At 58.8% G+C, this 20,592-nt stretch carries 16 protein-coding genes, 2 tRNA genes and 2 pseudogenes; 10 read left to right on the top strand and 10 right to left on the bottom strand.

Going from position 1 to position 20,592, the window contains the following annotated elements:
- Positions 1–329, top strand: a pseudogene (locus tag WKI41_RS12065) (IS481 family transposase); the annotation flags it as partial.
- Between the two features lie 44 nt (positions 330–373).
- Here the strand turns inward: WKI41_RS12065 and WKI41_RS12060 are convergent.
- Positions 374–450, bottom strand: a tRNA-Pro gene (locus tag WKI41_RS12060).
- Between the two features lie 241 nt (positions 451–691).
- Between WKI41_RS12060 and WKI41_RS12055 the strand changes: the two genes are divergently transcribed.
- Both WKI41_RS12055 and mqo read left to right on the top strand, forming a co-directional pair.
- On the top strand, positions 692–1,096 hold the full coding sequence (locus tag WKI41_RS12055) for a hypothetical protein (protein ID WP_340193750.1): 405 nt from the start codon (positions 692–694) through the stop codon (positions 1,094–1,096).
- A gap of 447 nt (positions 1,097–1,543) precedes the next feature.
- A complete protein-coding gene (mqo, locus tag WKI41_RS12050; RefSeq protein ID WP_340193755.1) occupies positions 1,544–3,190 on the top strand; it encodes a malate dehydrogenase (quinone) in 1,647 nt (548 codons plus the stop codon).
- Positions 3,191–3,360: 170 nt separating this feature from the next.
- On the opposite strand, the gene WKI41_RS12045 is transcribed toward mqo, so the two are convergent.
- Positions 3,361–3,435, bottom strand: a tRNA-Gln gene (locus tag WKI41_RS12045).
- Positions 3,436–3,698: 263 nt separating this feature from the next.
- Between WKI41_RS12045 and WKI41_RS12040 the strand changes: the two genes are divergently transcribed.
- Positions 3,699–4,619 (top strand): MBL fold metallo-hydrolase, encoded by a 921-nt coding sequence (locus WKI41_RS12040; RefSeq protein WP_340193749.1) that lies wholly within the window; start codon positions 3,699–3,701, stop codon positions 4,617–4,619.
- On the top strand, positions 4,616–5,065 hold the full coding sequence (locus WKI41_RS12035; RefSeq protein WP_340193748.1) for a thiol-disulfide oxidoreductase DCC family protein: 450 nt from the start codon (positions 4,616–4,618) through the stop codon (positions 5,063–5,065). Before WKI41_RS12040 ends, WKI41_RS12035 begins: the two co-directional genes overlap by 4 nt.
- 13 nt (positions 5,066–5,078) lie before the next feature.
- On the opposite strand, the gene WKI41_RS12030 is transcribed toward WKI41_RS12035, so the two are convergent.
- Positions 5,079–5,999, bottom strand: coding sequence for a DUF1499 domain-containing protein (locus WKI41_RS12030; RefSeq protein WP_340193747.1), 921 nt, complete (start codon positions 5,997–5,999; stop codon positions 5,079–5,081).
- Between the two features lie 241 nt (positions 6,000–6,240).
- Between WKI41_RS12030 and WKI41_RS12025 the strand changes: the two genes are divergently transcribed.
- A complete protein-coding gene (locus tag WKI41_RS12025; RefSeq protein ID WP_062425861.1) occupies positions 6,241–6,510 on the top strand; it encodes a hypothetical protein in 270 nt (89 codons plus the stop codon).
- Between the two features lie 9 nt (positions 6,511–6,519).
- On the opposite strand, the gene ppdK is transcribed toward WKI41_RS12025, so the two are convergent.
- The 4 genes from ppdK to WKI41_RS12005 form a co-directional block, all read right to left on the bottom strand.
- Positions 6,520–9,225: a pyruvate, phosphate dikinase gene (gene ppdK / locus WKI41_RS12020; RefSeq protein WP_340193746.1), complete on the bottom strand. Its 2,706-nt coding sequence runs from the start codon at positions 9,223–9,225 to the stop codon at positions 6,520–6,522.
- Between the two features lie 176 nt (positions 9,226–9,401).
- Complete coding sequence (gene smc / locus WKI41_RS12015; protein WP_340193745.1) at positions 9,402–12,866, bottom strand: chromosome segregation protein SMC; 3,465 nt, start codon at positions 12,864–12,866, stop codon at positions 9,402–9,404.
- Between the two features lie 81 nt (positions 12,867–12,947).
- Complete coding sequence (locus WKI41_RS12010; protein WP_340193744.1) at positions 12,948–13,622, bottom strand: DsbA family protein; 675 nt, start codon at positions 13,620–13,622, stop codon at positions 12,948–12,950.
- A 137-nt stretch (positions 13,623–13,759) separates the two neighbouring features.
- Positions 13,760–14,269: a DUF721 domain-containing protein gene (locus WKI41_RS12005; RefSeq protein ID WP_340193743.1), complete on the bottom strand. Its 510-nt coding sequence runs from the start codon at positions 14,267–14,269 to the stop codon at positions 13,760–13,762.
- Between the two features lie 108 nt (positions 14,270–14,377).
- Here WKI41_RS12005 and mutY point away from each other — a divergent pair, with 108 nt between their 5' ends.
- Genes mutY through WKI41_RS11990 form a run of 3 tightly spaced genes read left to right on the top strand, consistent with a single transcriptional unit; the run spans position 14,378 to position 16,402 of the window.
- The gene (mutY, locus tag WKI41_RS12000; protein ID WP_340193742.1) at positions 14,378–15,505 is read left to right on the top strand and encodes an A/G-specific adenine glycosylase; all 1,128 of its coding nucleotides are present in this window, start codon (positions 14,378–14,380) and stop codon (positions 15,503–15,505) included.
- Positions 15,502–16,113 (top strand): HAD-IA family hydrolase, encoded by a 612-nt coding sequence (locus WKI41_RS11995; RefSeq protein ID WP_340193741.1) that lies wholly within the window; start codon positions 15,502–15,504, stop codon positions 16,111–16,113. Before mutY ends, WKI41_RS11995 begins: the two co-directional genes overlap by 4 nt.
- 40 nt (positions 16,114–16,153) lie before the next feature.
- A complete protein-coding gene (locus WKI41_RS11990) occupies positions 16,154–16,402 on the top strand; it encodes an antibiotic biosynthesis monooxygenase family protein (RefSeq protein ID WP_340193740.1) in 249 nt (82 codons plus the stop codon).
- Positions 16,403–16,782: 380 nt separating this feature from the next.
- On the opposite strand, the gene WKI41_RS11985 is transcribed toward WKI41_RS11990, so the two are convergent.
- Together WKI41_RS11985 and WKI41_RS11980 are read right to left on the bottom strand one after the other, a co-directional pair.
- Positions 16,783–17,928, bottom strand: coding sequence for a site-specific DNA-methyltransferase (locus WKI41_RS11985; protein WP_340193739.1), 1,146 nt, complete (start codon positions 17,926–17,928; stop codon positions 16,783–16,785).
- A 166-nt stretch (positions 17,929–18,094) separates the two neighbouring features.
- Positions 18,095–18,550: pseudogene (locus tag WKI41_RS11980) on the bottom strand (DUF5680 domain-containing protein).
- Between the two features lie 182 nt (positions 18,551–18,732).
- Between WKI41_RS11980 and WKI41_RS11975 the strand changes: the two are divergent.
- The gene (locus WKI41_RS11975; protein ID WP_340193754.1) at positions 18,733–19,815 is read left to right on the top strand and encodes a hypothetical protein; all 1,083 of its coding nucleotides are present in this window, start codon (positions 18,733–18,735) and stop codon (positions 19,813–19,815) included.
- Positions 19,816–19,831: 16 nt separating this feature from the next.
- Here WKI41_RS11975 and WKI41_RS11970 read toward each other — a convergent pair whose 3' ends face one another.
- On the bottom strand, positions 19,832–20,512 hold the full coding sequence (locus WKI41_RS11970) for a GntR family transcriptional regulator (RefSeq protein ID WP_340193738.1): 681 nt from the start codon (positions 20,510–20,512) through the stop codon (positions 19,832–19,834).
- Positions 20,513–20,592 lie beyond the last annotated feature (80 nt).

Genomic DNA, 20,592 nt, shown 5'->3' with positions numbered 1-20,592 from the left:
GTGAAAGGCCACATGAGGCGATCGGCATGAAAGTGCCTGCCGATCTCTATACCGCCTCTTTGCAACCCTACCTTGGCCTGCCGGAGATCGATTATCCTTTCCATGATCGCGACATCATCGTCACCAATTGCGGACGCGCCTGCCTCTATCGCAAGAAAATCAACATCTCGACCGTGCTGGCCGGACAGAAACTGGGACTAAAGGAGGTGGAAGACGGCATTTGGCTCGTCAGCTTCATGCATTATGATCTAGGATATATCGACCTGGAACAGAGAACGCTGCAAACCATCGACAATCCGTTCGGCACGAGATTGTCACCTATGTCTTAGGTACAAACTGTTACCTATGTCTTCGGTCCGGACAAGCTTCAAGCTGGTCGGAGTGAGAGGATTCGAACCTCCGACCCCGTCGTCCCGAACGACGTGCGCTACCAGACTGCGCTACACTCCGTGACCAGCGGCGTTTCTATAGACCAGCATCCAGTTTCCGACAAGCGGCGGTTACGAAATTTTTGTGACAGGCGGGGGAGATAAAAATGAAGGCGTTAGGACCGCGTAAATCGTTACAAAAAAGCAATTGTGGCAAGAAATTTTGAGCGGAGCTTCACTAGCCCCTGCCCACTTCCTGTAAATCTGTTAGGGGAACGCATCTCCCGGCGACGATGCCGGACAGGCACAAAGGACCTTTCACCATGCGTTTTCGCATCGCACTGCTCGCGGGCCTCTCCATCGCCCTTTCCGCTTGCACCACCACACCCTCCATCGCCACAAAGAGCCCTGTCGAGACCCGCTGGGTCGGCCAGTCCGCTGGCATCTTTTTTGCCAAGTTCGGTCCGCCGCTGAGCGATGTTTCCAATGGCAGCAGCACGACCTACACATGGCGCGGCGGCTACAAGAAGGCGAAGATCCCGGCAAAGTATGAGGAGAAAGACGGCAAGCGTGGGCGCCAGATTTCTCCGGCCCGCAGCGCATCGCTCTCCTGCACCGTTCAGTTGAACGTCGACTCGAACTACAAGATCAGCTCGATCCGCACCGTTTCCGATCGTCCTGGCGTTAACGGCCCGAGCTACTGCGCGGAATTCCTCGCCAGCGAATAAAGGCTGAATGCCTTTTCTGCGATTTAGTGCCCGCCTGGCTTCGTCAGGCGGGTTTTGTTTATGGCGAACAGCAGAAAATCGCCAATTGATACACCCCGCATGCCAGTCATGCAAAAATGCATACCGAGCATGCGAAGCGATTGAATTTAGACATAGCTCATACGGCACGGTTCAATCATAGAGGACGATATTGCTCTAAGCTATTGTAGGTACGTTGAAATTTTCTGATCTTTAGTGTGTCGCATCTTGTCTCCCCCCGACTTTGCGACGAAACTTGACATCAAAATAGTCGATTTCAGCCTCGCCCTGGCCCTGTTGTGACATGGCAATCGATAGTCTATTGCGGCGCACAAAATCTGATAATGCGCAATTGATTAGGGCAGCGACGTGATCAAAGACAACAACGGCAAGATACTGCCTAACGAAATTTTCCACGACACTTTCGCCATGAACCGCCGCCAGGTTCTCGGTACGGCGCTTGCAGGTCTTGCAGCTGCCGCTCTCCCGAGCGTGCCTGCACTTGCTCAATCGGCTGATAAGAAGGTGGACGTGCTTTTGATCGGCGGCGGCATCATGAGTGCGACGCTCGGCATTTGGCTACGCGAACTCGAGCCGAACTGGTCGATCCAGATGCTTGAGCGTCTGGATGCGGTGGCTCTGGAAAGCTCGAATGGCTGGAACAACGCCGGTACCGGTCACTCGGCGCTGGCGGAACTGAACTACACGCCTGAAACCGCCAATGGCGGCATCGATATTTCCAAGGCGATCGACATCAACGAGTCCTTCCAGATCTCGCGCCAGTTCTGGGCGTGGCAGGTGCGCAATGGCGTTCTGAAGAACCCGCGCTCCTTCATCAACCACACGCCGCATATGAGCTTCGTCTGGGGCGACGAGAATGTCGCCTATCTCGAAAAGCGATTTGAGGCGCTGAAGGCGAGCCCGCTTTTTGCCGGCATGCAATATTCCACCGATCCTGAGCAGATCAAGAAGTGGGTACCGCTGATGATGGAGGGACGCGATCCATCCCAGAAGATCGGCGCGACATGGTCGCCGCTCGGCACCGATATGGAGTTTGGCGAGATCACCCGCCAATTTGTCTCGCACCTCAAGAGCACGTCGAACTTTGATCTCCAGGTTTCCAGCGAAGTCGATGCCATCGAGCGCAATTCCGATGGTTCCTGGCGTGTCAGCTACACCAATTCGACGAGCGGTTCCGAACATACGATCGATGCGAAATTCGTCTTCATCGGTGCAGGTGGCGGCGCGCTTCATCTGCTGCAAATGTCCGGTATTCCGGAAGCGGAAGATTACGGCGGATTCCCCGTCGGCGGCTCGTTCCTGGTGAACGAGAACCCGGATGTCAGCATGCTGCATCTGGCCAAAGCTTACGGCAAGGCATCGGTCGGCTCCCCGCCTATGTCCGTCCCACACCTCGACACCCGCGTCATCGGCGGCAAGCGCATCGTTCTCTTCGGACCGTTTGCAACCTTCTCCACCAAGTTCCTGAAGGAAGGCTCCTATTTCGACCTTCTGACCTCGACGACCATGAGCAACATCTGGCCGATGATGCAGGTTGGCGTCGAGGAATATCCACTCGTCGAGTATCTGGCAGGTCAGTTGATGCTGTCCGATGAAGATCGCATCGCGGCCCTGCGCGAATACTTCCCCAAGGCCAAGGCGGATGAGTGGCGCCTGTGGCAGGCGGGCCAGCGCGTGCAGATCATCAAGCGCGATCCGGAAAAGGGCGGCGTTTTGAAGCTCGGCACGGAAGTAGTTGCCGCCAAGGATGGCAGCATTGCAGGCCTGCTCGGCGCTTCGCCTGGCGCCTCTACGGCTGCGCCGATCATGCTTGGCGTGCTGGAAAAGGTGTTCAAGGACAAGGTGGCCACGCCGGAATGGCACGCGAAACTCCGTGAGATCGTTCCAAGCTACGGCACGAAGCTGAATGTGGATCCGGAAAAAGTCCAGCAGGAATGGGACTACACCGCCGAACACCTGCAGCTGCCCACACCGCCACGCATCGATGTGAGCGCGCTGAGCACATCGGTTCCCGCCGACGCACCGGTTAAGAAGACGCCGGACATGGCGCTCTGATCGAAGCGACGCATCGCTTTTCAAAAGCCGCGTACCTCATGGGCGCGGCTTTTCTTTTACCCTGAACAACGGAGATTGGCTCCAAGGGGACCAAAAGGTGAGCAAGTCTTAACACCCGGTCAGCGCCTTAACGCGCTCCATGGTCCATCGTCAAAAATGAACTAAAAAAGTGGCTGGGGCGCCAGGATTCGAACCTGGGAATGCCGGTACCAAAAACCGGTGCCTTACCGCTTGGCGACGCCCCAACGAAGCAGGTGGGCGAAATGCCACTGCCTGAACGGCGCCTGATTAGCAAAGCATCGCGGCAGCGGCAATCATTAAGTTTGGGCTGGTCCAGATTTCTTGTGGGTGCTGTGCGCTCTTCGTGTTAGGTCGTGGAGCATCAGCGTGATACGCCAAGGCCGCGAGCGGTTTTGTGGTGATCCGATGCGCTGGACTACCGCGCGAGGCGCGTCGCGACTTAAAGTGTCGCGTTTCGCTTCCAGGCATTGTGAAGAGCTTTTGCACCATGGCAGACCCCGCATTCGATCTTGAATTTCAACCGGCTTACGGCACGCCGGTGCGCGTTGGGGGAAATGTCCAGCGGTTGACTGTCAACAATCCCTCGGCCTTCACCTTCCACGGCACCAACAGCTATATCGTCGGCGATCGTTCGGTTGCAATCATCGACCCGGGCCCCGAGGATGAGGATCATTTTCAGGCCCTAATGTGTGCGCTGGAAGGCCGCGAGGTGACGCATATTTTCGTCAGCCATACGCACCGTGATCACTCGCCGCTGGCGAAACGGCTCAAGGCAGCCACTGGCGCAATAACCGTGGCGGAAGGACCGCATCGTGCAGCACGGCCGCTGCATCAAGGCGAGCGCAATCCTTTCGCGGAAAGCGCCGATAGCGATTTCGCGCCGGATCTGGCGCTAGGCGACAATGAGACTGTGGCGGGCGACGGCTGGGCGCTGACGGCACTTCATACGCCGGGTCACACGGCCAATCATGCAGCTTTCGCGCTTGATCGTGACGGCATCGTCTTTTCCGCCGACCATGTCATGGCCTGGGCAACGACCATCGTCGCGCCTCCGGATGGTTCCATGAGCGACTATATGGCCTCGCTAGACAGATTGCTGGAACGGGATGACAAGCTCTTCCTGCCCGGCCACGGCGGCCCCGTCACCGATCCGGCCGCGTTCATGCGCGGGCTCCGTACACATCGCCGCATGCGCGAAAAGGCTGTCCTGGCCAGGATCAAGGCGGGCGACCGGACGATTGCCGAGATGGTCAAGGTGATCTATCGCAGCACTGATCCACGTCTGCATGGCGCAGCAGCCCTTTCCGTTCTCGCCCATATCGAAGATCTGATTGAAAAAGGTCTGATTGAGACAAATGGCCCGCCGTCGCTGAGCGGGATTTATCTACCGAGAGAGGGGACTGTATGAGCGCTGCCTATAGCTATCGTGACGACCCCTCCGTTCCGGACTTCCCGGATGACAGGCCTTTGATCATCTTCGATGGCGAGTGCGGTTTCTGCTCACGCGATGTCGATTTCGTTCTACGCCATGACAAGAAGGGACTGTTTCGATTTACGCCGGCGCAATCGCCTCTCGGCACCGCGCTGATGCGTCATTACGGTTTCCGCACGGATGACTACGAGACCAGTCTGCTTATCGAAAGCGGCGTCGCTCACATCTATTCGGAGAGCGTGCTGCGCGTGGTAGAGCTGCTTGGCGGCACGATGGGAATGACCGCAACCTTCATGCGCCTTGTACCGCGCTTCATTCGCGATGCCGTCTACCGTGTGGTCGCCCGAAACCGCATGAAGATCGCCGGCCGGCGGCAGACGTGCCGGGCGCCGAGCCCAGAAGAGCGAGAGCGTTTTTTATGAAGCGCGACATACTTTAGTTGTCGTTGAGACCCTGCATTTCAGCATCCAGCGCGTCGAGATAGCTGTCGGCTATCTTCTTGCCCATACCAAGATCATGCGGACCGAAGCGAGAGGCGACGCGCACGTCCACCAACGTCGTCTCCGTGTCCTCGCGCAGGCGAATCAACACATCAAAACGTGCACCCAGAATAAGAGTACGCATATCTCCCTGCATCAACACCGTGCCGCTGCCATTGAAGAAGGTCGGAGCCGGTGCTTCCGCCGGTCGAGCGAGCGGCACTGGCACAACAGCGGGCAGGTCTTCGACAGGGGTGTCAGCAGCGCCTTCCTGCACATCCTGCTTCGGGGCACCTGGCTGCACATCCGGGAGCGCGCCGATCAGGCCGTCGGTGTGCAGGATGCGGATGTGTTGAGCCTTCGCCACCTTGCGCGCGGCAGTATAGACCCTGTCGATCGCACCTTCGTAGCGGTGGCCGAGGAAGCCGGGATAGGCTTCCAGTTGCGCGTCGCGTTCGGCTTTCGAAACTGCTGCCGAGCGCCACAGCCATTGCTGGTTGGCGGAGGGGATCGAAAGCCAGTTCGGAACATCGACCGTGTCGGTCGTCACATCATAGATGTTCGGGTTTTGCCAATAGAGAAAGCTGCCATAGGCGACCACACCAAGCGGCACGGCAGAAAGTAGTAACGCAAGGAGCGACCACATACCTCCCTTGGCGCCGACGGACCAGAGACGTTGGAGACCGATGAGCGCAAGCAGAAGAGAGACCGCGGCAATGCAGGCGGAGATCAGGGTAAGCGCAATGAAATCCGGCGTCGTCAGCGGCCCAAATCGGTGCAAGGGGGCTGCGATCAGAAACAGCAGAAGTGCGGCAAAGCCGAGATAGCGGGAGAGATAAGCCGCATGAGAAACGGGTCTAACGAAACGCACTGTCATGAAGCAGCACCCGAACACATGCATTGCCAGAAAGCGCTTCAGAGAGATTTGTCTGCCTGAATCACCGATACCGGGTTTTCATAAAGCGTTTTCCGAGGAAATGGAATCGCCGTGCCGATTTTGCTGCATCGCCTGGCGCAACCTTTCCCGAGAGCGGGTCTTTTCCACATCATCAAATCGGCGTATCAGGACAAGACAAGACGGCGAGCCATTGTCTAGGGCTTCCAGAGGAGTGACGACTATGCGTGTTTCCATCGTTCTCGGCTCACTTGCCGCGATGCTGGCGTTGACCGCCTGTCAGACGCTGACACCGGAAGAGCGCCGTGCGCGCGACGAAGCGACCTGCCGCGGCTATGGCTTCCGCCCTAACACCGACCAGATGGCGCGATGCCTACTCGATCTGGATCTTGACCGCCGCGCAGACAACCGCGCTTGGCAGGCACAAGTCAACCGCGACATGTTCTGGTCCCCCGTCGTGGTTGAACGGCGCGTTATCGTCGAAAACCGCTAGATCCCGCCATTACAATGCGACTACCTTTTTCGACGCGGTATTGAGCTGCTTCTGCGCTTGAGACAGCGTCGCCTGCGCAGCCGCCAGCCTTGCGATCGGCACGCGGAACGGAGAGCAGGATACGTAGTCCAGCCCCACATTCTCGCAAAAATCGATGGAGGTCGGATCGCCGCCATGCTCGCCGCAGATGCCGAGCTTCAGCTCGGAGCGGGTCTGTCTGCCGCGCTCCGCCGCAATGCGGATCAACTCCCCTACCCCGTCAAAGTCCAGCGAGACGAAGGGATCGCGCTCGATAATGCCTTTGCGCTGGTAGGTATTGATGAAGCGGGCTGCATCGTCGCGCGAAATGCCAAAGGTCGTCTGGGTCAAGTCGTTGGTGCCGAAGGAGAAGAATTCAGCAGCCTCGGCAATGACATGGGCACGAAGCGCGGCGCGCGGCAGCTCGATCATCGTACCTGTCAGATATTCCAGCGTCATGCCGCTTTCAGCCGCAACGTCGGCGGCAACACGGTCGATGACGCCACGAACGTAATCGAGTTCGGAGCGAAGGCCGACAAGCGGTACCATGATTTCCGGCACGACCGGCGCCCCGGTGCGGCGCGCAGCTTCCACTGCCGCTTCGAAGATGGCGCGGGCCTGCATCTCGGCAATTTCCGGATAGGAGATTGCAAGACGGCAACCGCGATGACCGAGCATCGGGTTGAACTCATGCAGCGCATCGAGCCTCTGGCGGAATAGCGTCTGCGACATGCCCATGGCAGCCGCCACCTCGACGATCTCACCATCGGTCTTTGGCAGAAACTCATGCAGCGGCGGATCGAGCAGACGGATCGTCACCGACATGCCATGCATGATGGAGAAGAGTTCGGTAAAATCTTCGCGCTGCATGGGAAGCAACTGGTCGAGTGCCGAGCGTCGGCCCGCCTCATCCTCGGCAAGTATCATTTCGCGCATCACATGAATACGCTCGCCCTCGAAGAACATATGCTCGGTGCGGCAAAGGCCAATCCCTTCGGCACCAAAAGCACGGGCCGCACGTGCATCGGCTGGCGTATCGGCATTGGTGCGAACCGTCATGCGACGCGCGCCATCAGCCCATTCCATCAGCTTGCCGAAATCGCCGGAGAGCTCCGGCTGCGTCATTGGCACTTCGCCTCTGAGCACGCGGCCGGACGATCCGTCTATGGTGATGACGTCACCCTTGCGCAGCATGCAGCCGATGCCGATCAGCACGCCATTGCGCAAATCCACACGCATGGAACCGGCACCGGTCACGCAAGGGATGCCCATACCGCGGGCAACGACTGCCGCATGGCTCGTCATGCCGCCGCGGGTGGTCAGAATGCCTTCGGCGGCATGCATGCCATGAATATCCTCCGGGCTCGTTTCCATGCGCACCAGAATGACACTACGGCCTTCCGCCTTGGCAGCGACTGCCTCCTCGGCGCTGAAGACGATTTCCCCGGATGCGGCCCCAGGTGATGCCGGCAGGCCAGAACCGATGACGGGTCTTTCAATCGAGGAATCGATAGTGGGATGCAGCAACTGATCGAGCGATGACGGATCGATCCGGCAGACCGCTTCCTCTGCGGTGATCAGGCCTTCCTCGACCATATCGACGGCAATCTTCATGGCTGCGCGCGTCGTGCGCTTGCCACAACGAGTCTGGAGCATCCAGAGTTGCCCGCGCTCGATGGTGAACTCCATATCCTGCATATCGCGGTAATGGGTTTCCAACCGGTTGCAGATCGCGAGGAATTCCTGAAACGCCTCTGGCATCAGCTTTTCCATCGAGGGCTTGTCGGAACCGGACGCGATGCGTGCTGCCTCGGTGATCGATTGCGGCGTGCGGATGCCCGCGACGACATCCTCGCCCTGCGCATTGACCAGAAACTCGCCGTACAGCTCTGTCTCGCCAGTTGAAGGGTTACGGGTGAAGGCAACGCCGGTAGCAGACGTGGAGCCGAGATTGCCGAAGACCATGGCCTGGACGTTAACGGCCGTTCCCCAGTCGCCGGGAATGTTATGAAGATGCCGGTAGGTAACGGCGCGCGTGTTCATCCAGCTGGAGAAGACGGCTCCGATCGCACCCCAGAGCTGGACTTCGGTGTCCTGCGGAAAGGGTTCGTCCAGCTCGTCTTCGACCAGTTGCTTGTAGCGCGACACCACATGCTGCCATTCGTCGGCGGAAAGCTCCGTATCATATTCGTGGCCGAGGCGGCCCTTTTCGTCCTCCAGGATTTCCTCGAAGACCTCATGATCAAGACCCATGACGACGTCGGCATACATCTGGATGAAACGGCGATAGCTATCCCAGGCGAAACGGGCATCGCCCGAATCTTCGCAAAGCGCCTGAACGGTTTCGTCATTTAGGCCGAGGTTGATAACGGTATCCATCATGCCGGGCATGGAGGCACGTGCGCCGGAACGGATGGAGAGCAAGAGAGGGCGTGGTCCAGCTCCAAATTTGCGGCCGGTCATTGCTTCCATGCCAGCGATCCCACTGGAGACCTGAAGCTTTAAGTCATTGGGCAGTTGGCGCCCGCCCTGGTGGTAGCGCCCGCAGACCTCACTGATAATGGTAAAGCCGGGCGGCACGGGCAGGCCGAGGCTCGCCATTTCGGCAAGATGCGCACCCTTGCCTCCCAATATCGCAACGTCACCAGCTCGACCTTCGGCAGCACCATTGCCGAAGGTGTAAACCCATTTCTTCATTATACGCTCTCCACCCAGAAGCGTTCTTGTTTTTCAACCCATTATAGCATTGTCACACTGTTGGGAACGCCAGAGCACGCAAGATGACGGTGCAGTGCAGCATAATTGCGGCGCTTAGCCACGGATTTTGGGTGAGAGAGCGGTCAAAATCTAAGGCAAACAGACGTCGGACCTTTTCAGACGGCTTCAGCCAGCTTCTCGGCCATTTGCAGATCGACAGATACGAGTTGCGAAACGCCCTGCTCCGCCATAGTCACGCCGAAGAGGCGATCCATTCGGGCCATAGTAATCGGGTTGTGGGTGATGATGACGAAACGAGTTTCGGTGGAGGCCACCATCTCGTCCATCAGGTTGCAATAACGCTCGACATTGTGGTCGTCGAGCGGCGCGTCCACCTCGTCCAGCACGCAGATGGGTGCCGGGTTGGTAAGGAAGACGGCAAAGATCAGCGCCATTGCGGTTAGAGCCTGCTCACCACCGGAAAGCAGCGTCATGGTCTGCGGCTTCTTGCCCGGCGGGCGGGCCAGAATTTCCAGCCCGGCCTCTAGCGGATCATCCGATTCGATCAGTTGCAGTTCCGCCGTGCCACCGCCGAAGAGATGGGTGAAGAGCCGCTGGAACTGCGTGTTGACCACGTCGAAAGCTGCGACCAGACGCTCACGGCCCTCGCGGTTCAGGTTTTGGATACCGGCACGAAGCTTTCTGACAGCATCGATAATGTCGTCGCGCTCCTTGATGAGGGCGGCGAGCTTGCCGGATAGTTCCGCCTGCTCCTCATCAGCGCGCAGATTGACGGCGCCCAGACGTTCGCGCTCGATCTTCAACCGGTCAAGATCGCGCTCTACATCACGCACTTCCGGTAACGGCGCGCCTGATGGCAGTCCGGTGAGACGCAAGGCCATATGCGGCTCGACATTCAAGGACTCGCGAATGCGATGCTCGCTTTCCTGTCGCTTCTCACGGGCGGACACCAGCCGCTCTTCCGCGCGTCCGCGCTTTTCGCGCGCTTCCGCCAGTTCGGATAGCGCCGTCGCCGCCGCGCGATCGGCATCCCGTTGGAGGTTTTCGGCTTCAACCAGACGGTCTGCGGCGGCGCGGCGCGCCTCTTCCATCTTCTGCAATTCGGTCAGGAGATTACGGCGCTTCTCATCGAATTCTTCCGGCGCGATATCAAGCTCTGCCAGTTCGTCGCGCGCTTCTTCCTCACGCTCCCGCAAGGTGGCGATGTGATCTGCTGCACTTGCAGCGCGGGCGGCCCAGGTGGCCCGCTCTTGAGATATCGCGTTGATGCGGCGCTGGCGCTGATCCGCCTCACGGCTCAACCCCTCGTGGCGCGCGCGTGCTTCTGCCAGAAGGCTGCGATCGGTCGCGACCTCAAGCTGACTGTCGCGCAAGCGTTCATCGAGGCTGGAGAGGTCCGCGCTGTCTTCGAGTTCGATCCGCGCATTCTCTTCCTGAACCGCGATCTCCTCAATCTGAGCGCCGATCTGGTTCAGCGCCTCGGAGACAACGTCCCGACGGCGCAGCAGATCGCCCGAGGCACGCTCGGCCATGGAAAGCGCATCACGCGCTTCCGTCAATTGCCGGGCGGCAAGTCGGCTACGCTCGCGTGCCTCATTCAGACCGGCTTCCGCCAGACGGATCTCTTCCTGGCTGATCGACAACCGTTCTTGCGCCTCTTCGAGCGCGAAACGAGCCTCCTCGATTTCGCTTTCGATTTCAGACAGGCGGTTTTTTTGTGCCAGCCGAAGGGCTGCACTTCCAGGCGCGTCGGCGCTCGCCACGTGACCGTCCCAGCGAAACAGCGCGCCCTCTTTCGTCACCAGACGCTGGCCAGGCTTGAGGATCGGCATCAATCGCGCGCCCTCCTCGACGTTGTCCACGATGCCGATCTGGCGAAGACGACGCTCCAATACGTCCGGACCCGCGACGTACGATAGCAGCGAGTGGAGGCCCTGCGGCAGCGCAGGATCCTCCGCGCCTTCGCCGTTCGCTGTCCAATATGCAGGGGCGGCCCGATCCAGCGGGCTTTCCAGATCGTCGCCAAGCGCTGCACCCAGCGCGGCCTCAAAGCCGCGATCCACTTTCAGCTCATCAGCCACCGGCGTAAAGGAGCCGGATGTGGCGCCTGCTGCCAGCATTTTCGAAATAGTGCGGGCCTCAGTCTCCAGCGCGTTGAGACGGCTGCGGGCCATGTCGACGGGACCCCGCGCCAAGGACTCGGCGGAGCGGGCCTCGGCAACCGTCGTCTCGGCATCCTCGACGGCGATCAGTGCATCTTCCGCCGCCATCTCCGCCGCCTCTACGCTTTCACGCTTTTCGACGGGATCGGGCAATTGGGACAACTTTTCGTCAATCGTTTCGATCTCGGAGGCCGCCTCTGAAGACTGTCGTTCCAGACGCATCTTACGGTCGGCAAGGTCACGAATGGAGCGTTCGAGCTGAGCGCGAGTAGCCGAAGCCTCGGCGCGCTCGGCCGTCAGCGCGGCAAAGAGCCGTTCGCTTTCCGCAAGCTTGGCAGTGGCTTCCTCGAAGGCTTCGCGCGTTTCCTCGGCGTAGCGCCCCGAGTCGGCAAGGATATCGAGAAGCTCGGCCTCTTCTGCATCAAGGTGAGAGAGAATGTCGGCATTATCAGAAACGAGCCGCTCTTCGCGCTGAATATCCTCGCCGAGTTGCGAGAGGCGGCGTGCCAGTTCGTCGCGGCGGCGAAGCAGACGGTTTGCCTCATCATCCAGCTGGGTGCGGGCAATCTGTAACCGCTGCAGTCCGGCGGCGACCTTCGCCTCGTTCTCGCGCAGTTCGGGCAACTTGAAGCTTGCAACGCCCTGCTCTTTTGCCGCCTCCATCTGCCGCTGCGCCTTTTCCGCCACCAGATTGGTGGCGATGTTCAGCGCGTTATCCGCTTCTCGTTCCGCATCGGACGCATCCACCCAGCGGATGTGCAGAAGTGTGGCTTCGCGTGCGCGGATATCGGCAGAGAGCATCTTGAAGCGGTTGGCCTGACGAGCCTGGCGCTTCAGGCTTTCGATCTGGCTTTCAAGCTGTGCGGTGACATCCTCAAGCCGCTCCAGGTTTGTTTCGGCCGCTCGCAGGCGAAGTTCCGCCTCGTGACGGCGCGAGTGCAGGCCGGAAATGCCTGCCGCTTCTTCCAGCAACTGCCGGCGCGCTTGCGGCTTGGCATTGATCAACTCACCAATCCGTCCCTGTCCCACCATGGAAGGGGAGCGGGCACCGGTAGAGGCATCGGCAAACAGAAGCTGCACATCCTTGGCGCGGGCTTCCTTGCCGTTGATCCGATAGACCGAGCCATTTTCACGCTCTATGCGGCGCGTCACCTGGATCTCGTCTGAGTCGTTGAAGGCGGCCGGCGCCGTACGGTCAGAATTATCGAGATAAAGGCCGACTTCGGCAGTGTTGCGCGCGGGACGATTGCCGGAGCCGGAGAAGATCACGTCATCCATGCCGGAGGCGCGCATGTTCTTGTAGGAGTTCTCGCCCATCACCCAGCGAAGCGCTTCGACCAGATTGGACTTGCCGCAGCCATTCGGGCCGACAACACCCGTCAGGCCCGGCTCGATGATAAATTCCGAAGGCTCGACAAAGGATTTGAAACCGAGCAGGCGCAGCTTGTTGAACTTCATGCCGCTGCCTCGGCCTGCCGGCAAGACACAAAAACGGGCGCACGGAGATATCCGGCGCCCGTCGAAATGCGGTAGCGTCGATTAAAGAAGTTTGTCGATAAGGGCCGACATGGTTTCAACCGACATGTCTCCAGAATACTTCTTGCCGTTGATGATGAAGGTCGGCGTGGAATTGACGCCGAATTCCGTAGCACCGCGCTGCATCGTCGCGTTCACATCATTCAGAAGTTGCTGGTTCGTCAAGCAGGCCTCGAAGCTCTCCTGTGAAAAACCGGCCATTTTCGACATTTGCAGCAGTGCCGCGCGGGCATCCTGCGCAGTCGCCCAGCTCTGCTGCTGCTTGAACAGCATGGAGATGAAGGGGAAATACTGTTGCTCAGGTGCGCAACGTGCCAGCATGAAGGCTGCGGCAGCGCGTGGATCGAATGGGAATTCGCGGATAACGAAGTAGACCTTGCCGGTGTCGATATACTTCTTCTTGATCTCTTCAAAAACGGTGTTGTGGAAATGCGCGCAGTGCGGGCACGTCATCGACATATATTCAACGATCTTCACCGGCGCGTTCGGATCGCCCAAAGCACGATCCGGCAGGGCGCCGGGCTTCAGCACCGCAGCCATATCGACGTCGCCGGAGGATTCCGGAATATCCTGCGCAAAGGCGTTGCCGGCAAGCATCGGGAATGCGGCAACGACGGAGGCCACGGCAACCGTGCCGAGGAGAGCGCGGCGGGTGAGGTTCAGTTCGGAGAAATGCATGGAAGCACCTGTTTGTGAAAGACGCGAATGTCTACGATTCCGATATAGCCACACATCGTTTCCAACAAGCGGCGAGTTCTTCTGTTCTTGTCAAAGAATTGTGACCAGTCAAGGACTGTTCTCGAACGTTGCCCGCTTCAGAGTGTCCGACCTTTGGCGCGCTTTTGCATAACGGCCGTCCCAAGCCTCTCCACCGCCTTGCGCAGGGCCTCACTTTCTATCCCCTGCATCATGTCGTCCAGCCGCTTTGCCGCCTCCCCTCGCAAGGGCTGTGGCTTGCGTCTGCGGGTGGATGCGGTCGATACCGGCTTTTGCACGATACGGATTTGCCGAACTGCAGGAAAGCCGAAGAAACCATTGATGCGGGCGATCAACTCGCCTTGCGCGTGGGTGAGAAAAAGCGCGCGAGCGCCTTCGCAAGCAATGGTCAACACGCCAGGCTGATAACCGCCGCGATCCGGCCCCTCATCGCGGCGTTGCCAGGTGATCTTTTCAGGGCGGGTGCAGTCGGCAAAATCCTCGCCGGCAATTTCGTCCCAGGAGCCGAGCAACGCGGTGCTGATTCCGGCTCTCTTTGCTAAAACGGGATCGATGATGCCGTTTGCAACTTCGGCAATCTGAAGGACACCTTTACGGGGCTGTCGCATGGTCACAACTCTGAACTCGTGGCTTGATCGGGCGAAGCGTATCAACCAAGTATAGGATGTTTCCACCTCGATTGGAAACGCCATCACTAAATCGGACAGACCATACATATGCTTCATAAAATCGAAGGGCCGGCTTACGCTGAGCTACTGCTGGCGTGGTATGATCGCCATCACCGCGATCTGCCCTGGCGAACCTCCCCTCCCATGACGGCCAAAGGTCTGCGAGCCAATCCCTACCATGTCTGGCTCTCCGAAGTGATGCTGCAGCAGACGACGGTGCAGGCGGTAAAGCCTTACTTCACCAAGTTCCTGACCGCGTGGCCGACGGTCGACGATCTTGCGGCGGCGCCGACTGAGGACGTTATGGCCGCCTGGGCCGGGCTTGGCTATTACGCCCGGGCGCGGAACTTGAAGAAGTGCGCCGAAGCGGTTGCCCAACAGCACGATGGTGTATTCCCCGATACGGAAGCGGGTCTGAAAGCGCTTCCGGGCATCGGAGACTACACGGCCGCCGCCGTTGCGGCCATTGCCTTCAACAGACAAGCGGCGGTGATGGATGGCAATGTGGAGCGCGTGATCTCGCGCCTGTTCCTGATCGATTCGCCCCTGCCCGGATCAAAGCCTTTGATGAAAGCCCGTGTCGCCGAGATTACGCCGAGCGACCGACCGGGCGATTTTGCCCAGGCGATGATGGATCTCGGTGCTACGATCTGCACCCCGAAGCGCCCCGCCTGTGCGCTCTGTCCGTTTAAAGAGCACTGCCTGGCACTTTCTCAAGACCAGCCGGAACGGTTTCCGGTCAAAGCCAAGAAGAAGGACAAGCCCGTGCGCGTGGGCGCGGCGTTCATCGCCGTCAACGACGAGGGTGAAGTTCTTCTGCGGCGGCGCATCGAAAGCGGGCTTCTCGGCGGCATGACAGAGGTTCCGACAACGGCTTGGACCGCGAGGCTCGACGGTGGCACAGAGAAAACGCACGCGCCTTTTGAAGCCGATTGGGAGATAGCAGGCACCATCACCCATGTTTTCACCCATTTCGAACTCAGGCTGTCGATCTACCGGGCAAAAGTCGCTCGTGGAGTAAAGGCCGATGACGGATGGTGGGAGCCGGTCACAAATCTTGATGCCCAGGCACTACCAACGGTAATGAAAAAGGCGATCTCACAGGCTATTCCATTGGCATTTGCGGCAACGGCCGGAAAATCGCAGCAGTCTTCGAGAAGCAGGAAAGTTTCATGAGCAAGATCAATCATATTGTTTTCGATATCGGCAAAGTCCTCATTCATTACGATCCGCATATTCCCTACAGCCGCCTGATACCCGACGACGCCGAACGCGCCTGGTTCTTCGAGAATGTCTGCACCCATGACTGGAACCTCGAACAGGATCGCGGACGCACATGGGCGGATGCCGAAGCCCTGCTGCTGGAAAACCACGCCGACCGGGAAGAGCACATCCGGGCTTTCCGCAAGCACTGGCATGAGATGGTCTCCCACTCCTATGACGATTCCGTTGTCATCCTCAAAAGCCTGATCGACAGCGGCCATGATGTGACGATGCTGACGAACTTTGCCTCCGACACGTTCCGCGAGGCGCAGAAGATGTACCCGTTCCTTACGCTTTCGCGCGGTGTGACCGTGTCCGGTGATGTCGGCCTGATCAAGCCGGACGTCGCGATCTACAAGCTGCATGCCGAGACCTTTGGGCTCGATCCTGAGACCAGCATCTTCATCGACGATTCGATTGCGAATGTGGAAGGTGCAAAAGAAGCTGGCTGGCAAGCGGTGCACTTCACCGGCGCGCAGAAGCTGAAGGCCGATCTGGCGCAGTACGGCATCAAGGCCTGACCCATGGCAGACGGGAAGATTTATCTGAACGGTCATCTGGATGTGCCGGAAGATCGTCGTGACGCAGTGGCCGATGCTTTACCGCAACGTCAAACTGACGCGGGCCGAGCCAGGATACCTCGCCTTCGACGTCGTTCTGAGCGATGATATTCCCGGACGCTATCTGGTCTCGGAGGTCTTCACCGATCAGGAAGCCTTCGATGCACATCAAAGCCGGATGAAGAACTCAAACTGGTTTACGGTCACGCAGGGCATCCCTCGTGATTACACGATCCGTAAGGGTGAGTGAGGCCGAAGGTATGTGGGAAGGGCTTTGAGAATTCCTGGCGCAGGCAGGAATGGCGGTCCCCGTCCTGCGCCAGTCCAGCCGCAAGCGGCCAGATCTGAAGAATCGTCAAACAGGGAAGCATCCGTCTTCTTGGCTTTGCGTATCTTTGCGATGCGCTAGCGGTTCGCTCTCGTCCCTAGGCGAGATTGATTAAGGTGGCTTACTTGCTCCAAGCTTGCCATGCAATTGAAATGTTTCGGGAAAACTCGTTGTCCCAAACAAGATAAACCAAGGCCCGGCGTCCAATGAACGCCGGGCCTTGCTTGTGCTTCATCCGGGACTGAAGGTACTAAACCGGATGAAGCATGTGGCGAAAGCAACGTGAAGCGGTGGATCGCAGATTAGCCGGCTTTTGCCAATTCCATGCGGATAACGCTTCTCAGATCATCGATCGGCTTGAGATCATCGCCATCCTGATAGTGCCAGAAGGTCCAACCGTTGCAGGCGTCGAGACCCTGCACCTTGGCGCCAAGACGATGGATGGACCCTGCGTCGCCGCCGGATGAAACGGTGCCGTCGGCACGGATGATTGCGGTATACCGGCGCTTGGCATCCGTCAGTACCTGCCCGGGACGAACAAGCCCGCTTTCCAGAAGAACGTTGAAAGCGACACGCGGCTCGGCCTTCTTACCGGTCATCACCGTCAGTTCGGCCTTGCCAAGCGGCTCGACCGCAGCGATGCGCGCGGATGCCGCATCGATGTAATCCTGCTCGCGCTCGATACCGACGAAGTGGCGGCCGAGACGCTTTGCCACCGCACCTGTGGTGCCTGAGCCGAAGAATGGATCGAGCACGACATCGCCGGGCTTGGTCGAGGCCATGATGACACGGGCCAACAGGGCTTCCGGCTTTTGTGTCGGATGGATCTTCTTGCCGTCGTCACCCTTCAGCCGCTCCGAGCCGCTGCAGATTGGAAACAGCCAGTCGGAGCGCATCTGCACGTCGTCATTCGACGCTTTCAGCGCTTCGTAATTGAAGGTGTAGCTTTTCGCCTTTGCGTCGCGGCTGGCCCAGATCATCGTCTCATGAGCGTTCTGGAAACGGCGACCCTTGAAGTTCGGCATCGGGTTGGTCTTGCGCCAGACGATATCGTTCAAGATCCAGAAATTCATGTCCTGCAGAATGGCGCCGACGCGGAAAATGTTGTGGTAGGAGCCGATGACCCAGATGGTGCCATTGGGTTTGAGCACACGACGGCAGGCGAGCAACCAGGCGCGGGTGAAGGCGTCATAGGCTTCGAAAGAGGCGAACTGGTCCCACTCGTCATCTACTGCGTCAACAAGCGACTGATCCGGACGATGCAGTGTACCACCAAGCTGGAGGTTATAGGGCGGATCTGCGAAAATCGCATCGACGGACTGGCTGGGCAGCGCTTCGAGAGCGGCGACGCAGTCACCCTTTATGATGCTGTCCTTCCAGGCATCGCTCTCGCCTGCAAGATCAAAACCGGCGCGCCGAAAATCGGCCAGTGGAAACACTGATGCCATGGGTACTCGCTCCATACGCTTACTCAACTGAACTGGCCTTATGGTTACCGAAGATGGTTATCAAAGGCTGAACAAGAGAAAGAAAGTTCGGCGTTAAGTGCATAAAAATGCGAGAAAATAGATTATCGAGGTCCAGAAACGAGATTGGGAGCGAAACCGATTGCCGCTATGGAATGATGAGACCGCCGGAATAGTGAAGTGCATAGGCTTCGTCGCCACCAACCATGATCACCTCGCGACCGTGGAAGTGGCGGGCATCACCCTCGCTCCGGTCGATGTATGTCCCGAATTCACCCGCCCATTGGAATCCGCCAAGGAATCGACCTGTCCGATACATCGTGGACAGGCACTCTTGATCATGGAGCCTGCGCGTTCACCATCGATCAGATCCGGACGAGAGATGAAACCGTAATAATTCATCGCCCAACAGGGAGTTTTCTGGAGCCAGAGAACCTCCGGCCCGATGAAGTTCGTGCCGCCAAAGTAGCTATCACGATAGTCCCAATCTCCCTCAGACCATGTGAGGTCGTGGGAGCCCTGCCTGCTCGCGTCCGTCTTTGATCCGCCGCCCCAAATAACAGGCCGCCTTTGCGCGAACGATCACCTCATTGAGACTGTCCATGGCACACTCCTTCTTGTAGAACGTAGAGTGAACTTACTATGCTTTTCCTCAAGACGAAAACGCATCTGCACGTTGCAGAAAGAGCTAATGGAACCGGATATTATTTTTAACGTTTTGATTTAGGAATTTTCCACGCTGGCGGTATTATGGTGCCAGTGAAGGGTGCAGGGGTTAAGTTGAAAATGCGCATAGCCTTGATGATCGCCGCGACGCTCTATGCCAGCGCCGCCTTCTCGCAGCAGCCTGCTCCGCAGGCTCCAAAGCCACGGGTCAATGTGCGCACCGACGCCTTCATGGTCAAGGGAGGCCCCTCGCTTGGCGACAGCGACAAGGTCCGCTGGGATTTCTACAAGGCAGACAGCATGGGCGGCCGCAGCGACGACAATGTCGGCGGCGCTTACGATGCAACCTTCGAGGAGAAAATTGCGCCGGGCAAATATGTTGCTGTTGCGGCGCTCGGCAATATCACCCGCGAGGTCGCTTTTGAGGTCAAGGACGGCGCCGTGACCGAGCTCGCGGTCGACTTCGAAGCCGCCCAACTGACGCTAGCTCCCAAGCGCAGCCCAGAGAGCAAGGAAGCCGAGCCGCTTGCGCGGGTCACGGTCACGCAGGACGGGTTCAGTGATAGCGTCTATGGACCGAAAGAACTCTTCGTGCCAGCCGGTGAGTTGAAGCTCGAGGGCCGCATCGGCCCGGCAGTGGCCGAGGAAACGATCACCGTCAAGGCTGGTGACACGGTGAGCCACGATGTGATCATTCCAAGCGGCGTGGTCGTGACCAATGCCGTCTACAAAGAAGGTGGTCGCCAAGTCGAGACCGACAGCATTCGCTTCGAAGCGCTTGCCGACACGCAGACACTGGACGATACGCGCACGACGATCACCGGCACTTACGGCCCCGGCAAAATCATGCAGATGCCGGCTGGAAACTTCATCATGCGAGCAAGGCTTGGCAAGGTCACCGTTGAAAAGCCTTTCAGCGTCACGGCAGGCCAACGCACCGATCTCAGTATTGATCTGGATGCGGGCGTTCTTGTCGTCTCAGCGCCTCAGGCGGAGCGGATCGACATTCTCGAAACCACGAAGGACCTGCAGGGTACGCAGAAGGAGATTTCCGGTCGTTATGGCACAACGCACCAGGAAACGCTTCACCCCGGCACCTACGCGGTGAAAGTGACCTATGACAAGAAGGCCAATCGCGATCCGAAGGAACTCAGCGCTACGGTGACAGCATCCGAACGCACCGAGATCAACATCACCGATTGATTTTGAAAACCGCGACTTAACCGACAATGGCAAAAGCGTCGCGCGTGGAGCCGGTCGGCGTACGGACAGCCGTCCTGCCGATCCATTGCACGTGGCCGTGCAGAATCCGCACGGCTTCTTCGGCCCGCTCGCCGCGAAGCGCGTCTATGATGGCGCGGTGGTCGGTGTCGGTGCGACGCTCCCAGCCTGCCCGCCAAGCAGAGAACAGAAAGCGGGCGCTGGCAGCATGCAGCCCGTCGATCGCTTCCATCAGTCGAGGCATATTGCAGGGTGCGGTGATCAGCCGGTGAAAGCGCCGGTTTGCTTCCTCCCATCGACGAACGTCCTGAGCATCATCACCTTCATGTGTCGCAGCTTCCGCCTCATCCAGAATGGCTTTGGTCAGATTGGGGATGGCGTTGCGCAGCGCCAGAACCTCGAGCGCGGCACGCATTTCCGCAACTTCACGCACATCCGCCAAGCCGAAATCGGCGACGCGAACGCCGCGGCGCGGAATGCTGACGGCTAAGCCTTGCGCTTCCAGTCTGCGAAAGGCTTCCCGTACCGGGACGTGGGAGGCGCCGAACTCTTCGGCAATATGATCCTGGCGCAGCCGTTCACCCGGCGCAAACTCGCCGCGCACGATCCGCTCGGCGAGCGTGCGACTGATCTTGGCAGCAATCGTATCGTCTGGCTTGGCTTTTGCGATCTTGACCATGACCTGACATAGGGCGAGGTGCTGCAATTGTCGAGCGCTGCGATAAACCGCAAAGCTCCCCTGCATTCCAGCCGGTTGAG

The sequence above is a fragment of the Agrobacterium larrymoorei genome (genome assembly GCF_037722385.1).
Classification (GTDB): Bacteria; Pseudomonadota; Alphaproteobacteria; order Rhizobiales; family Rhizobiaceae; genus Agrobacterium; species Agrobacterium larrymoorei_C.
This window is presented reverse-complemented; position numbering and strand designations above follow the sequence as displayed.